The 13,116-nt window shown below is 73.0% G+C and carries 15 protein-coding genes; 8 read left to right on the forward strand and 7 right to left on the reverse strand.

All coding sequences use genetic code 11. From position 1 onward, the window contains the following. Window positions 1-2,288, forward strand: a 2,288-nt coding sequence (locus P1P75_RS13525) for an AAA family ATPase (RefSeq protein ID WP_319254952.1), incomplete at its 5' end; no start/stop codon positions are given. On the opposite strand, the gene P1P75_RS13530 is transcribed toward P1P75_RS13525, so the two are convergent. Continuing rightward, window positions 2,289-3,977 (reverse strand): bifunctional 3'-5' exonuclease/DNA polymerase, encoded by a 1,689-nt coding sequence (locus P1P75_RS13530; RefSeq protein ID WP_319254955.1) that lies wholly within the window; start codon window positions 3,975-3,977, stop codon window positions 2,289-2,291. A 332-nt stretch (window positions 3,978-4,309) separates the two neighbouring features. Further along, window positions 4,310-5,056 carry a Clp protease N-terminal domain-containing protein gene (locus P1P75_RS13535; RefSeq protein ID WP_319254957.1) on the reverse strand — a complete coding sequence of 249 codons (747 nt, stop codon included), beginning with the start codon at window positions 5,054-5,056 and terminating at the stop codon, window positions 4,310-4,312. Between the two features lie 85 nt (window positions 5,057-5,141). On the opposite strand from P1P75_RS13535, the gene P1P75_RS13540 reads away from it, so the two are divergent. After that, window positions 5,142-6,248, forward strand: a complete 1,107-nt coding sequence (locus P1P75_RS13540; protein WP_319254959.1) for a DUF2786 domain-containing protein — start codon at window positions 5,142-5,144, stop codon at window positions 6,246-6,248. Window positions 6,249-6,281: 33 nt separating this feature from the next. Here the strand turns inward: P1P75_RS13540 and P1P75_RS13545 are convergent, their stop codons facing one another. The 4 genes from P1P75_RS13545 to rpmB form a co-directional block, all read right to left on the reverse strand. Next, window positions 6,282-6,833 (reverse strand): DUF4232 domain-containing protein, encoded by a 552-nt coding sequence (locus P1P75_RS13545; RefSeq protein ID WP_319254963.1) that lies wholly within the window; start codon window positions 6,831-6,833, stop codon window positions 6,282-6,284. 93 nt (window positions 6,834-6,926) lie between these two features. Further along, the gene (locus tag P1P75_RS13550; protein ID WP_319254965.1) at window positions 6,927-7,478 is read right to left on the reverse strand and encodes a hypothetical protein; all 552 of its coding nucleotides are present in this window, start codon (window positions 7,476-7,478) and stop codon (window positions 6,927-6,929) included. A 333-nt stretch (window positions 7,479-7,811) separates the two neighbouring features. Further along, the gene (rpsN, locus tag P1P75_RS13555; RefSeq protein ID WP_319254967.1) at window positions 7,812-8,117 is read right to left on the reverse strand and encodes a 30S ribosomal protein S14; all 306 of its coding nucleotides are present in this window, start codon (window positions 8,115-8,117) and stop codon (window positions 7,812-7,814) included. Next, on the reverse strand, window positions 8,117-8,353 hold the full coding sequence (rpmB, locus tag P1P75_RS13560; RefSeq protein ID WP_073495651.1) for a 50S ribosomal protein L28: 237 nt from the start codon (window positions 8,351-8,353) through the stop codon (window positions 8,117-8,119). The genes rpsN and rpmB overlap by 1 nt, the downstream gene beginning before the upstream one ends. Before the next feature lie 63 nt (window positions 8,354-8,416). Here rpmB and rpmG point away from each other — a divergent pair, with 63 nt between their 5' ends. The 5 genes from rpmG to P1P75_RS13585 all read left to right on the forward strand — a co-directional run bounded on the left by rpmG (window position 8,417) and on the right by P1P75_RS13585 (window position 11,280). Then, entirely contained in the window at window positions 8,417-8,581 is a 165-nt protein-coding gene (gene rpmG / locus P1P75_RS13565; RefSeq protein WP_073495654.1) for a 50S ribosomal protein L33, read from the forward strand. A gap of 6 nt (window positions 8,582-8,587) precedes the next feature. After that, on the forward strand, window positions 8,588-8,842 hold the full coding sequence (locus P1P75_RS13570) for a type B 50S ribosomal protein L31 (protein WP_319254971.1): 255 nt from the start codon (window positions 8,588-8,590) through the stop codon (window positions 8,840-8,842). Continuing rightward, entirely contained in the window at window positions 8,839-10,023 is a 1,185-nt protein-coding gene (locus P1P75_RS13575) for a GTP-binding protein (RefSeq protein WP_319254973.1), read from the forward strand. Before P1P75_RS13570 ends, P1P75_RS13575 begins: the two co-directional genes overlap by 4 nt. A 3-nt stretch (window positions 10,024-10,026) precedes the next feature. Next, window positions 10,027-10,260, forward strand: coding sequence for a 30S ribosomal protein S18 (gene rpsR / locus P1P75_RS13580; RefSeq protein ID WP_319254975.1), 234 nt, complete (start codon window positions 10,027-10,029; stop codon window positions 10,258-10,260). Between the two features lie 759 nt (window positions 10,261-11,019). Beyond that, a complete protein-coding gene (locus P1P75_RS13585; RefSeq protein ID WP_319254977.1) occupies window positions 11,020-11,280 on the forward strand; it encodes a DUF397 domain-containing protein in 261 nt (86 codons plus the stop codon). A gap of 96 nt (window positions 11,281-11,376) precedes the next feature. On the opposite strand, the gene P1P75_RS13590 is transcribed toward P1P75_RS13585, so the two are convergent. Next, on the reverse strand, window positions 11,377-11,859 hold the full coding sequence (locus tag P1P75_RS13590; protein ID WP_319254979.1) for an ATP-binding protein: 483 nt from the start codon (window positions 11,857-11,859) through the stop codon (window positions 11,377-11,379). 375 nt (window positions 11,860-12,234) lie between these two features. On the opposite strand from P1P75_RS13590, the gene P1P75_RS13595 reads away from it, so the two are divergent. Then, the gene (locus P1P75_RS13595; RefSeq protein ID WP_319255024.1) at window positions 12,235-13,059 is read left to right on the forward strand and encodes a helix-turn-helix transcriptional regulator; all 825 of its coding nucleotides are present in this window, start codon (window positions 12,235-12,237) and stop codon (window positions 13,057-13,059) included. Window positions 13,060-13,116 lie beyond the last annotated feature (57 nt).

A 13,116-nucleotide genomic window follows, 5' to 3' on the forward strand; every position in this document is an offset into this window, starting at 1 on the left:
CCCCGCCTCCTGCCCACTTCACGGGCCGTACCGCCACCCTCCGCTCCCTTCACCGCACGCTCACCACGGAGCCGCTGCCCGGCGCGGGCGCGCTCACCGTCATCAGCGGCATGGCCGGCGTGGGCAAGAGCGCCGTCGCCCTGCATGTGGCCCACGCCCTGAAGGAACGTTTCCCCGACGGTCAGCTCTACATCAACCTGCACGGGGCCACCCCGGGCATGACCCCCCTCACCGCAGGCCAGGCCCTCGCCGCCCTCCTCCGCGACCTCGGCACCGACCCCCGGCACATCCCCGAACCCCCCGACGCGGCAGCCGCATTGCTCCGCACCCTGCTCGCGCCGACCCGCACGCTCCTCGTGCTGGACGACGCCGCACACGCCGCGCAAGTACGCCCGCTGCTCCCGGCCGGCCCCGGCTGCGCGGTGATCGTCACCAGCCGCTCCCTGCTCACCGCCCTCGACAGTGCCCACCGTTTCCCCCTGGCGCCCCTGTCCGACGAGGAGAGCGCCGCCCTGCTCCGCGCGGTGTCGGGACGCGACGGTCTCGGCCCCGGGCACCCGCTCGTCGGCCTCACCGGCCGTCTCCCGCTCGCCCTGCGCGTGGTCGCCGCCCGCCTCGCCGCGCGCCGGGCCCTCACCCCCGACGCCCTGGCGGGCCAACTCGCCGAGACCCGGTACCGGTTGCACCACCTGGAGTACGACGACCTCAGCGTGCGCCGTTCCCTCGCCGTCGCGCACGACGCGCTCGCCGCCTCCGAGCGCGAGGCCGACCGCGACGCAGCCCTCGCGCTCCGCCACATCGGCGCCCTCGACCTCCCCTCCTACGGCGTTCCGCTGCTCGCCCGCCTCACCGGCACCGACGCCCGCCGCGCCGGGGCGGCCCTCGACCGCCTCGTCGACGTCGCCCTCCTGGAGGAGACGGCGTACGGCCGCTACACCCCCCACGACCTGGTGCGGGACTTCGCACGCGAACTGGCGAAGGGCGGCGCGGGCACCGACGGCGTCGTCGACAACGACTCCCCGAGGACGGCCGCCCTGCGCTGGTACGCCGCCGTCGCCGAACGGGCCCTCACGGCCATCGTCGAACCGGGCCCCGACCAGGACGACCGCCGCCGGCCCACCACCGCCCAGCCGCCCGGACACGCGGACCAGGCGCGCGACGTGCCGCCCTTCGCCGGCCCCGAGGAGGCCTTCGCCTGGGCCGACAGCGAACTGGAGAACATCGTCGCGCTGGTGGAGCACGGCACGAACCACCCGCACGGCGTTGCCGAGGCACAGGATGATGCCGGCACCCACGGCGTTGCCAAGGCGCACGGCGATGCCGCCGCCCACGGCGATGCCGCCGCCCACGGCGATGCCGCCGCCCAGGGTGATACCGGCACCCACGGCGATGCCGACCACCACGCCCCCCTCGTCTCCACCCTCCTGCGCCTGCTCTTCCCCTACCTCCACCGCAGCGGCCGGGTCGCCGAGATGGACGTGCTCGGGCGGACCGCCCTACGGGTGGCGCGGCGGCTCGCAGACGAGGCCGCCGAGGCCTACGCGCTGGGCGATCTCGCGGGCCTGCACTTCCTGACCGGCCGCCAGAAGGACGCCCTCGCCCTCACCGACCGGGCCCTGAGGATCTGGCGTCGCCTCGACCGGCTCTCCTGGATCCGGCGCTGCCTCAACAACCGGGGCCTGCTCCTTGAGGGCCTCGGCCGCTACGCGGAGTCCGGCCTCGCCCTGCGGCAGAGCCTGGAGTACTCGCGCCGGCTCGGCGACCGGCACGGCCAGGCCGTCACCCACAGCCACCTCGGCAACCTGTACGAGCACACCGACCCGCGTGCCGCCATCGAGCAGCACCGGCTCTCGCTCGCCATCGGGGACGAGATCGGGGCCGTACTCGTGCAGCACTCGGCGCACTGCAACATCGGCTACGCGCATCTCACCCTCGGTGAACCGGCCGCCGCCCGCCCGCACTTCGAGGAGAGCCTGCTCATTCTCGGGGGCCACGGCGACTGGCACGGCGAGTCCCAGTCCCGGCTCGGCCTGGTCCGTGCGCTGCGCCTGCTGGGCCGCACCGAGTCCGCCGTCCGTGAGTGCGCCGAGCTGCTGCGCCGCGCCGACGCCCGCGCCGACTGCTACACCGGCGCCCTGGCCCGCCACCAGCACGGTCTTCTGCTGCGTGAGCAGGGCAGGCCGGAGCGGGCGGCGGACGAGTGGCGGCGGGCGCTGGCCGCGCTGGCCGGCACGGACGAGAACGCCGTGGTGGGGGAGCTGAGGGAACTGCTCGCCGGGGAGCGGTGATCACTTGGCGTCGGCATAGCACTCCACGACCGCCGTGGTGAACGGGAACCGCACCGGCGTCTGTCCGAACGTGAGCCGTCCGGCCAGGTCGGACGCCTCCCGGATCGCGGCGACGACCGTCTCGGCCTCCTCCTCGGGACAGTGCACGATCACCTCGTCGTGCTGGAAGAAGACCAGCTCCGCCGCCATGTCCGCGCAGGTCTGCCGCAGCGCGGCGAGCAGCAGCAGGGTCCAGTCGGCCGCGCTGCCCTGGACGACGAAGTTGCGGGCGAAGCGGCCCCGCGCGCGGGCGTCGCTGGAGGCGTACCCGGGCACCCACGGGCGGTCCTCGGGAGGATCCTCGTCCCCGGAGGGGATGCCCGCCTCCTCCGCCGCGTCCGCCCCGGCCCCGACCGCGGGTGGGCAGGTCCGGCCCAGCCAGGTCCGGACGAGCCGGCCTTCCTTGCCGGCCTGTGCCGCGTCGTCGACGTAGGCCACCGCGCGCGGGAAGCGGCGGCGGAGCGCGGCGAGGTTCTTGAGCCCGTCGCCGGAGGTCTGGCCGTAGACCGCGCCGAGTACGGCGAGTTTGGCCTGGGCGCGGTCGCCGGAGAAGGCGCGCTCGGACACGGCCTGGTAGAGGTCGCTCTCCCGGCCGGCCACCTCCATCAGTCCCGGATCGCGGGAGATCGCCGCGAGGACGCGCGGCTCCATCTGGTCGGCGTCGGCGACCACGAGCCGCCAGCCGGGGTCGGCGACCACGGCACGCCGGATCACCTTGGGGATCTGGAGGCCGCCCCCGCCGTTGGTCACCCAGCGGCCGGTGACGGTGCCGCCCGCGAGGAACTCGGGGCGGAAGCGGCCGTCGCGTACCCAGTCCTGCAGCCAGGACCAGCCGTGCGCGACCCAGATGCGGTACAGCTTCTTGTACTGGATCAGCGGCTTCACCGCCGGGTGGTCGATCGACTCCAGTTCCCAGCGGCGGGTGGACCTGACCTTGATGCCGGCCTGCGCGAACGCCTTGACCACGTCGGCGGGCAGGTCCGGACGCACCCGGCGCCCGAACGCCGCCGACACCTCGTCCGCGAGTTCGGCGAGGCGCCGGGGTTCACCCCTGCCCGCGTAGCGCTCGCCGAGCAGGTCGTGCAGCAGCGCGCGGTGGACGTCGGCGCTCCAGGGCAGTCCCGCGCGGTTCATCTCGGCGGCGACCAGCATCCCCGCCGACTCGGCCGCCGTCAGCAGCCGCATCCGCTCCGGGTGCTCCGCCCGGTCGTGCCGTCGCTGCTGCTCGGCGTAGACCGCCAGGAGGTCGGCCAGCGGGAGGGTGGCGGCCTGCGGCTCGAAGAGCGAGGACTGCGCGCCGGGCTCCGCGGCGCGCTGCGGCGGGTCGGGAGGCACCGGGCCACCCCGCAGCCGGGCCAGGGCGGCGACGGCCGAGCGGGGCTCGCCGTGCCGCCCCTCGTGGCCGAGGAGGAGGGTCTCGGCGTCCTCGACGTCGTAGCACCGCTCTGCTCGCACCCCCGCGGCGAGCAGACGCGGATACACCTCCGCCGTGGACCGCCACACCCACCGGCCGACGTCCGGCCGGGACCGGACCGCCGCCGCGAGGTCCGGCTCGCGGACCACAGGGCCCGCGGGCAGCCCGTCCGGACCGAGGGGGGCCAGCTCCGCGCCACCGCCCTCGGCCGGAGCAAGTGCCCAGCGTTCGGCCATGCTGCGAGTGTCGCAGGGGGGTCTGACATCGACGCTGATACTCAGGTCCCGTCCTCAGGTCCCGGAGCGACGGCCGGACCCCGGTGTCAGGCGTCGCGCCGGGACAACGGCCGGCCCCCGGTGCCAGGCGTTGCTCCCGGGACAACGGTCGGCCCCCCCGGTCTCAGGCGTCGCGCCGGGACGACCGCGGGGCCCGCAGGTCTCCGCCGTCGCTCCCAGGACGACGTCCGGGCCTGCCGGTTCAGACGTTGCTCTCGGGGCAATGGTCGGCGGACAACGGCCGGGCCCCGGTCTCAGGCGTTGCGCCAGGGCGACGTCCGGGCCCGCCGGTCTCAGGCGTCCTCCTCCTCCGCCTCCTCCCGCGCCCCCACGATGCCGGCCAGCGCCTTTGCCACGTACCGCTCGACGCCCGCCTTGTCGACGCCGAGCCCGCTGAGGACGCCCTCACCGTTCTCGAACTCCAGCAGGGCCAGCAGGATGTGCTCGGTGCCGATGTAGTTGTGGCCGAGGCGCAGGGCCTCGCGGAAGGTGAGTTCGAGGACCTTCTTGGCGTCCGAGCCGTAGGGGACGAGTTCGGGCACCTCGTCGGCGGCGGGCGGCAGCGCGGCGGTCGCGGCCTCGCGCACCGCCTGAGGGGTGACGCCCTGCGCCGCGAGCGCCTTGACGGCGAAGCCTTCCGGTTCGGCGAGCAGGCCGAGGACGAGGTGGGCGGGAAGACCCTCGGAGTTGCCGGCCGTCTTGGACGCGGTGTGGGCGGCCATGACGGTGTTGCGCGCGCGGGGGGTGTACCGGTTGAAGCCCTGGCTGGGGTCGAGGTCGGCCGACTCCTTGGGCACGAACCGCTTCTGCGCGGCCTGCCGGGTCACGCCCATGCTCCGGCCGATGTCGGTCCAGGAGGCCCCCGAACGCCGGGCCTGGTCGACGAAGTGACCGATCAGGTGGTCTGCCACGTCACCGAGGTGCTCGCCGGCGATGACGGCGTCCTGGAGCTGTTCCAGGGGTTCGGGGTGGACCTTCTTGATGGCGTCGATCAGGTCGTCGAGACGGATGGAGGACGTGGGATCCTGTCGCGAAGTCATGTGTCAACCGTAAGTTGACACCCCTCCACTGTCAACTCTTGGTTGACAGTCCCGTGCCGCCACGCGCGCGTGGCACGATCCATGGGTGAGCAGCACGCCCAGCACCGTGGAACGCGCCTTCCAGGCAGCCCTCTACGACGACACCGACACCACTCTCGACACCGGCGCCTCCCTGCTGGCCGCCGACCCGGCCTCGGACGCCGAACTCGACCGGCGCGGCGAGGAGTTCCTGGCAGCCGCCTGGCGCCGCGGCTGGGAGCCCGCCGACCTCGTACGGCTCGTGCGCCGCGACCTGGGGGACGCCCACGTACGACTGCTGTCGGCGCTGATCCGTGCGCAGGCGCCGCACGACCGGGCCCGCGGCCGGCGCTGGACGGCCCAGCTGGAAGAGTTGCCCACCGATCCCTCGCCCCGTACCGGCGACCGCTTCTCCCATGCCACGGCGGTTCTGGAGCTGTACCGGCTGCTGCTGCGGCTGCCCGCCCTGGAACCCCTCCAGGAGGCGGGCGGACGGCCGCGCTCCGACTCGCGCATGCTCACCCGCATCCGCGCGCTGCTCGCGAAGGCGGAGGCGACCGGGTTTCCCGAGGAGGCCGAGGCGCTCACCGCGAAGGCGCAGGAGCTGATGGCCCGGCACAGCGTCGACGAGGCGCTGCTCGACGCGGCGGCCCCGGCGCCGGACGCGCCGGGCGCCCGGCGCATCGGCGTCGAGCCGCCGTACGAGCAGGCCAAGGCGGTGCTGCTGGACGCGGTCGCCGGCGCGAACCACTGCCGGGCCGTGTGGAACGAACCTTTCTGCTTCTCCACGGTCGTCGGTTTCGAGGCCGACCTGGAGGTGGTGGAGCTGCTCTACACCTCGCTCCTGGTGCAGGCGAGGACCGCGATGACGAAGGCCGAGGCGGCACAGCGGGCGGGCGGCCGTAAGCGCACCAAGAGCTTCCGCCAGTCCTTCCTGGCCGCCTACGCCCACCGCGTGGGCACCCGCCTGGCCGCCGCGGCCGGGACCCCGGTCACCGCCGACCTCCTCCCGGTCCTGGCCTCGCGGGAGGTGGCGGTCACAGCGGCCACGGACCGTCTCTTCCCGCGGACCACCACCACCCGTCTGCGAGGCGTCACCGACGAGGCGGGCTGGACGCAGGGCGCCGAAGCGGCGGACCGGGCACAGGTCCACTCCCGCCCGCACCTGCCCTGACGGACCGGTGACCGGGCCCGGCCGAACCCGGAATCAGTCCCCCGCCACCTGGAACGCGCTCACCGAGGCGTCCGGCTTGTCGCCGTCCTTGAGGGCGACCGCGCCGTACGACCAGTCCAGGCTCTCGGTGGCGGAGGCGTCCGGCAGGCCGTACGTGACGGTCTTGACGGCGAGGCTGCTCGCGCCCTCCTCGCCGCGGACGTAGGTGATCGTGAATGCGGCGGCGCCCTGCTCGGCGAGGGGCAGCGGCTGGGACTGGGCGCCCTCGTCGTGGGGGACGGCGGCGGTGGTGCCGTCGGCCTCCAGCTCGACCTTCGGGAAGCCGTCCAGGGTGCACGCCTTGCCGCCGTTGGTGACCGTGACGGTCACGTTGCCGGTGTCCCCGGCGGCCGGCGCGGCGTTCACGGCACCGGCCGCCATGGTGAGGTCACCGGCGGCGCACGCGGTACCGGAGGCGGCAGCGGTGCCGGACGCCGAGGAGGCCTTGCTCTCCCCGTCGCCGGAGGCGCTGTCGTCCCCGCCCCCGCAGGCGGTCAGAAGGAAGGCGGCGGCAAGGGCGGTGACGGTGATCGGAACGGCGCGCATGAGTGGTCCCTACGGTTACGTGACGGTGCTCGGAGGATCATCACGCATGAACGCCCTCCTCCGCCGCACGTCCCCGCCCTCGTGATCGCTTCGCTATCCCAGACCGGCCGTCGGCAGCCCGGACGGCCACTGCCCGTCCTCCGCCTTGGTGTACGTCTCCGCGCCGGCCGGCCCGTCCCAGGTGATCTTGAGGCTGTCGCCCTCGGCGGAGTCGACCATGCCGGTCGTCCGGTCCTTGGTCCCGCTCGGGCAGCTGAGCCGGATCATCGTCATGTCCGCCTCCTTGCCGGCGGTCCCGCTGCACACGGTCCCGCCGGTCGCGAAGAGGGCGGCCTGCTCCCCGGTGATGATCAGGGCGACGGCCCGTCCGTCCGCCGTGGCGAGCCAGCTCCCCTCCAGATCACCGGAGGCCGTGACCGGGGACGAAGGCGTGCTCGCCTCGCCGCTCCCGGTGCCCGAGCCGGCCGTCACACTCGGCGTGGCCGAGGACGAGCTGTCGGAGTCACCGTCGCCGCTGCACGCGGAGAGCGCGAGCGTCCCCGCCAGTACGGCGGCGGTCACGGCGGCGGCCCGCACCCCTCGGCGGGACGTCCCGCGCGCGGGACGTGAGGCGGGCGAGGGGCGCGAGAAGTTCGCCGAAGTCACTGCGGGCTCCCAAGCAGTAGCCGGACGGCCGGATCGGCCGGAAGGACCGTCAGCAAGCTACCAGCCGGGAAACAAGGAGGCCCCGACTCGCGCACTCCCGCAAGCGACGCCCCGACTCGGGCACTCACACAGGGAGGCCCCGACCCCGGCACTCACACAAGGAAGCCCCGACTTGGGCTCACACAGCGGATCTCCGACTCGGGCACTCCCGCAAGCGACGACGCCCGCCCCGGCGGCAACACCGGCGGACGGGACAGGACCCGCAGGGACCTCACGCAGGGGAGGCCCCCGGGGCCCCTCGGCGGGAACACCGGAGCGCGCGAGCCCCGGACCTCACCAGGAGGCCTTGCGCACCCCCGGCAGATACCCCGCGTGCGCCTGCCCCCGCAGGCTCACCCGGGACAGCCCGAACGCCCGGTAGTACCCGCGCGGCCGTCCGTCCACCTGGTCCCGGTTGCGTACGCGCGTGGCGCTCGCGTCCCTCGGCTGCCGGCGCAGTTCCCCTTGTGCGGACAGCCGTTCCGCCTCCGTCGACGAGGGCCGCCGGATGATCTCCTTCAGTTCGGCCCGCCGCTCGGCGTACCGGGCGACTACCTCCTGCCGCCGCTCGTTCTTCGCGATCTTGCTCTTCTTCGCCATCAGACCCGCACCCCCCGCGCCCGGATCCGGGCGACCGCGGCCTCGACGCCGATCACGTCGACCGTCTTGATCCCCTTCGTGCTCAGCCGCAGCCGTACCTGACGGCCCTCGCTGGGCAGCCAGTACCGCTTGGACTGGATGTTGGGGTCGAAGCGGCGCGAGGTGCGCCGGTGGGAGTGGGAGATGCGGTTGCCGAAGCCCGGCTGGGCGCCGGTCAGCATGCAGTGCGCGGACATGGGTGACGTACCTCTCCTCGAAGCCAAGATGCTAATGGAAGTCATTTTCAGTAAGGTAGCAGCATGGCACGCAACGAACTGCGCCCGGTCATCAAGCTCCGCTCCACCGCGGGGACCGGCTACACCTACGTCACCCGCAAGAACCGCCGCAACGACCCGGACCGGATGACCCTGCGCAAGTACGACCCCACCGTCGGCCGCCACGTCGACTTCCGAGAGGAACGCTGACCAGCCATGCGCAAGGGAATCCACCCGTCCTACGGCCCTGTCGTCTTCCGCGACCGCGCCGCCAGCCACGCCTTCCTCACCCGCTCCACGATGAGCAGTGAGAAGACGGTCGAGTGGGAGGACGGCAACACCTATCCGGTCGTCGACGTCGAGATCTCGAACGTCAGCCACCCCTTCTACACCGGCACCGCCCGCGTCCTGGACACGGCCGGCCGCGTGGAGCGCTTCGAGCGCCGGTTCGGGAAGCGGGGAGGGGCGTGAGTCTGCCGGTGGTGATCGTCGGCGGGCTGCACGCGGACGCCCGCCGGAGCACCGTCGCGCGGCTGCTCGCCGACGTCCCCGGCAGCGTGGCCCTCCACCACGACCTGGCGACGGCGGCGGCCGGCACGGTCGTCCGCACGATCCGGGACGCCGACGGCATCCTCTCCGCGGGCGAGGCGCCGCTGGTCAACGACTGCGCCTGCTGCGCCCTGCGCGAGGACCTCGTGCCCGAGCTGCTCCGCCTCGCCGACGACCCCGCCACCCGGCTGGCGGTCGTCGAGCTGTGGGACTCCGTCGAGCCCAAGGCGATGGCGGAGGTGGTCGTCGCCGGTGGTCTCACCGTCACCGGCGTGATCACCGCCGTCGACCCGGCGCTCCTGCTGCCGTACCTCGGCAACGGCGACGACCTCGCCGAGCGCGGCCTCGCTGCCGCGGCCACCGACCGGCGGACCGTCGCCGACACCTTCGCCCGACAGCTGGAGTACGCCCCCGTCCTGGCCGTCGTCGACTCCCCGGAGGCCGATGACGAGGACCGCGAGCTGCTGGCCCAGCTCCACCCGACGGCCCGCCGGGTCCCCGTGCGAGGCGGCCACCTCGCGGACCCGGCGGGCGCATCCGCACGTGCAGGCGCACCGGAGCCGCACGCGCCGCTCACCGCAGCCGCGTTCGCCGGCTTCGACGTGGAGGCCGCCGCCGCGGCCCAGCACCCCGCCTGTGCCCTGCTGCCCGCGGAGGCCGACGCACACGGCGTCGCCACGTTCGTCTGGCACCGCCGCCGCCCCTTCCACCCGGAGCGGCTGTACGCGGCGCTGGAGGACCTGACCTGCGCCGCCGCCCGCAGCCGGGGCCGGTTCTGGCTCGCCGACAAGCCGGACGTGCTGCTCCACTGGGACGCGGCCGGCGGCGCCCTGTGCGTGGAGTCCGCGGGCCCCTGGCTGGCCTCGCTGCCGGACGCGGCCTGGGAGATGCTGCCGCCGGTCCGCCGCGCCGCGGCCGCCATGGACTGGCACCCCGAGCACGGCGACTGCTGCCAGCACCTGGTCTTCACCTCGCCCGGCCTCGACCGCGACGGACTCCACGAGCTGCTGGACTCCTGTCTGCTCACCGACGCCGAGTACGCCGCCGGGCGCGACGCCTGGAAGCGGCTGCCGCCCGCCTTCGACACCCTTCTGGAGGTCTGACCCGTGCCCCGCAAGACCGAACGCAAGCCCGCCAAGAACCGGCCCAACCCGCTGGATCAGGCCGGAATCACGTACATCGACTACAAGGACACCGCGCTGCTGCGGAGGTTCATCTCCGACCGCGGCAAGATCCGCAGCCGCCGGGTCACCGGGGTCTCGGCTCAGCAGCAACGCCGCCTGGCACGGGCCGTCAGGAACGCCCGCGAGATGGCGCTCCTGCCGTACAGCACCCGCTGACACCCCGCCGAACCCCGGTCACCTCCGTACGATCACTCCCCTCATCACCGTAGGAGCTGTTCGCTGTTCGTACGACGGGGAGCACGCCCGGCGTCCCGTCGTCCTGGCGGGAGGACCGACCCTCATATCCGTCAACCGGCTGCCTTCCCTCACTCGTCGGGAGACGGCTCCCCCCTCGCCCCCGTGGACGACGCCCGCGTCGCTCACGGGGGCGAGTCCGTTTTGTGCCGGGGAGGCGGAGGCGGCGGCCCCGGCCTGTTCGCGGCGGGGGAGGCCACGGCGCGGACGGCTGCCGTGAGGTCCGTGGCGGGGCGGCCGGAGTCTCCCCGCCGGCCGGACGGCCCACCGAGTGGACGGCCGGCGTCCGCCCAGGCGGGGTGATCCGGCCACCCGCCGGGGCCCGCGACGGGGGTCGGTCGGCCGAACCGTGTCCGGGACGACGGAACATCGAGGGCACCCGATGCGTCTCTTCCTGTGCACGAGTGGTTCGATCCGTACCACCACCTGTCCTGACCGCCCTGCCGCAGGTCACCCGGAAGACCGGTCATCGCATGCGGGGCGGGCTTCGGGGCAGACGCGCGAAGGGGCCCCAGCACCGTCCTGGGCTCGGTAAAGCAGGCGTCAAAGCTGTAACCGCGTAGGCACCCCGCGTGCACGTGCATCTGCTCATGCAGGCGCACGTGAACGGGGCTATGATCCGGAACAGTTGACCATGGCATCTATGGCCGCACGAGCCAGTGCACCACCAGGGAGCGACCTGTGGACCACGACGTTGACGGGGGGCACGACGTGTACAACGGCATGGCGGCCACACAGCTGTACGGCGTTGCCTGGCAGAAGAGCCGGCACAGCAACTCCCAGGGGTCCTGCGTCGAGTTCGCGCGGCTGCCCGGCGGTGAGGTGGCCGTACGCAACTCGCGTTTCCCGGACGGTCCCGCGCTCGTCTACACCCGGGCCGAGATCGAGGCGATGCTCCTGGGCATCAAGGACGGCGAGTTCGACCACCTGATCGCGGGCTGACGGCGGTCGGTCCCGGCGTACGACATGCCGGGAAAAACGGTGCACAAGGGGCTGTGACGCGCGTAGAACCGCGGCACCGGAAGGCGCCGCGGTTCGTCATTCGCCGGGAGTGTGCAGGCGGAACAGCGCCCAGACGACCTTGCCGCCCAGGTTCGGCGACAGCGGCTGCCAGCCCCAGCCCTCGGCGAAGGAGTCGACGAGGAACAGGCCGCGGCCCGACTCCGCCGAGAAGTCGTCCACCTCGCGCGGCAGGGGACTGTCGTGACTGGGGTCGCGCACCGCGCACACCAGCCGCTCGGTCCACCGCAGCAGGTGCAGACGCACGGGTGCCTGCTGCTCGGGTACGCGCGGAGCGGCCTCGGGTGACAGTCCGTGCCGCAGGGCGTTGGTCACCAGTTCCGAGACGACCAGGCATATGTCGTCGAACCGCTCGCCCACGTCCCACTGGCCCAGGGTTCTCCTGGTGAACTGGCGTGCCTCGCGCACCGCTTCGAAGCGGGCCGGCAGGGCGCAGGAGGCCGCGTCGGACACGGCCGCGGGATCAAGCGGCGGAAGGCCCTGCCGTAACGGCTCGAGCATGGTCGATCCATTCGTCCCCATGCGAGGCACTCCCGGGATTCGCGGTCGTTGCGATGCAGCGGTGGCGCGGGACCATGGTTTCCGATGCGAAGGGCAGATGCAAGGGCAGATGCACGTGCACGTGACCGAAATGGACCCGCCCGTACCGCTTCTTGGCCATTTTTTCCGCCATCTTCTTGTGGTTGGCGAACACTTCCCTTGCTTTCTCCTCACCCTTCCCTCGCGCGGCACCACGTGTACCCTTTGGCTTTTTTCCATCTCTGTAATCGGACGAGTACTGCTCGAAGTGTTTTAGTGGCAGACTGCGGGCCCTGAGGACGGTTGGGGAGGCTGGCGAACGTGAGCGCGGGAGAGCCCGGATCGGTGGTGCGGCGGATGCTGCTCGGCTCGCAACTACGGCGACTGCGTGAGGCGCGAGGCATCACACGCGAGGCGGCGGGTTACTCGATCCGGGCGTCGGAGTCGAAGATCAGCCGGATGGAACTGGGCCGGGTGAGTTTCAAGACCCGTGACGTCGAAGACCTGTTGACGCTGTACGGCATCGCGGACGACGCCGAACGCCAGGCGCTCGTCGGACTCGCCCGCGAGGCCAACGTCGCCGGCTGGTGGCACAGCTACTCCGACGTCCTGCCCAACTGGTTCCCCACCTACGTGGGCCTGGAGGGCGCCGCCGCCCTGATCCGGGCGTACGAGGTGCAGTTCGTGCACGGTCTGCTCCAGACCGAGGCGTACGCGCACGCGGTCGTGCGGCGCGGGATGAAGGGCGCGAGCGCGGCCGACATCGACCGGCGGGTGGCCCTGCGCCTGGAGCGCCAGAAGTACCTCGTCGCCGAGAACGCCCCCGACTTCCACATCGTCCTCGACGAGGCCGCCCTGCGCCGCCCCTACGGCAACCGTGAGGTCATGCGCGAGCAGCTCCAGCACCTGATCGAGGTCTCCGAGCGGCCCAACGTGCGGCTGCAGGTGATGCCGTTCAGCTTCGGCGGCCACTCGGGCGAGTCCGGCGCCTTCACCATCTTGAGCTTCCCGGATTCCGACCTCTCGGACGTCGTCTACCTGGAACAGCTCACCAGCGCCCTCTATCTGGACAAGCGCGAGGACGTCACCCAGTACGAGCAGGCGTTGAAGGAACTCCAGCAGGACAGCCCCGGCCCCGACGAGAGCCGGGACCTCTTGCGCGGGCTGATCCAGCTCTCCTAGCGTTCGCGCGGCGCTTTCCGGGTTTCCTCCCGGGAAGCCCAGAAGTGCCCCAAGCGT

Source organism: Streptomyces sp. ID05-39B (assembly GCF_033794725.1).
Lineage (GTDB): Bacteria > Actinomycetota > Actinomycetes > Streptomycetales > Streptomycetaceae > Streptomyces > Streptomyces bobili.

Coding starts and splice junctions, on each gene's coding strand:
- P1P75_RS13530 (WP_319254955.1), bottom strand. CDS start 3,977: ATGGCCGAACGCTGGGCACTTGCTCCGGCCGAGGGCGGTGGCGCGGAG.
- P1P75_RS13570 (WP_319254971.1), top strand. CDS start 8,588: ATGCGCAAGGGAATCCACCCGTCCTACGGCCCTGTCGTCTTCCGCGAC.
- rpmG (WP_073495654.1), top strand. CDS start 8,417: ATGGCACGCAACGAACTGCGCCCGGTCATCAAGCTCCGCTCCACCGCG.
- P1P75_RS13535 (WP_319254957.1), bottom strand. CDS start 5,056: ATGACTTCGCGACAGGATCCCACGTCCTCCATCCGTCTCGACGACCTG.
- rpmB (WP_073495651.1), bottom strand. CDS start 8,353: ATGTCCGCGCACTGCATGCTGACCGGCGCCCAGCCGGGCTTCGGCAAC.
- P1P75_RS13590 (WP_319254979.1), bottom strand. CDS start 11,859: ATGCTCGAGCCGTTACGGCAGGGCCTTCCGCCGCTTGATCCCGCGGCC.
- rpsN (WP_319254967.1), bottom strand. CDS start 8,117: ATGGCGAAGAAGAGCAAGATCGCGAAGAACGAGCGGCGGCAGGAGGTA.
- P1P75_RS13545 (WP_319254963.1), bottom strand. CDS start 6,833: ATGCGCGCCGTTCCGATCACCGTCACCGCCCTTGCCGCCGCCTTCCTT.
- P1P75_RS13595 (WP_319255024.1), top strand. CDS start 12,235: ATGCTGCTCGGCTCGCAACTACGGCGACTGCGTGAGGCGCGAGGCATC.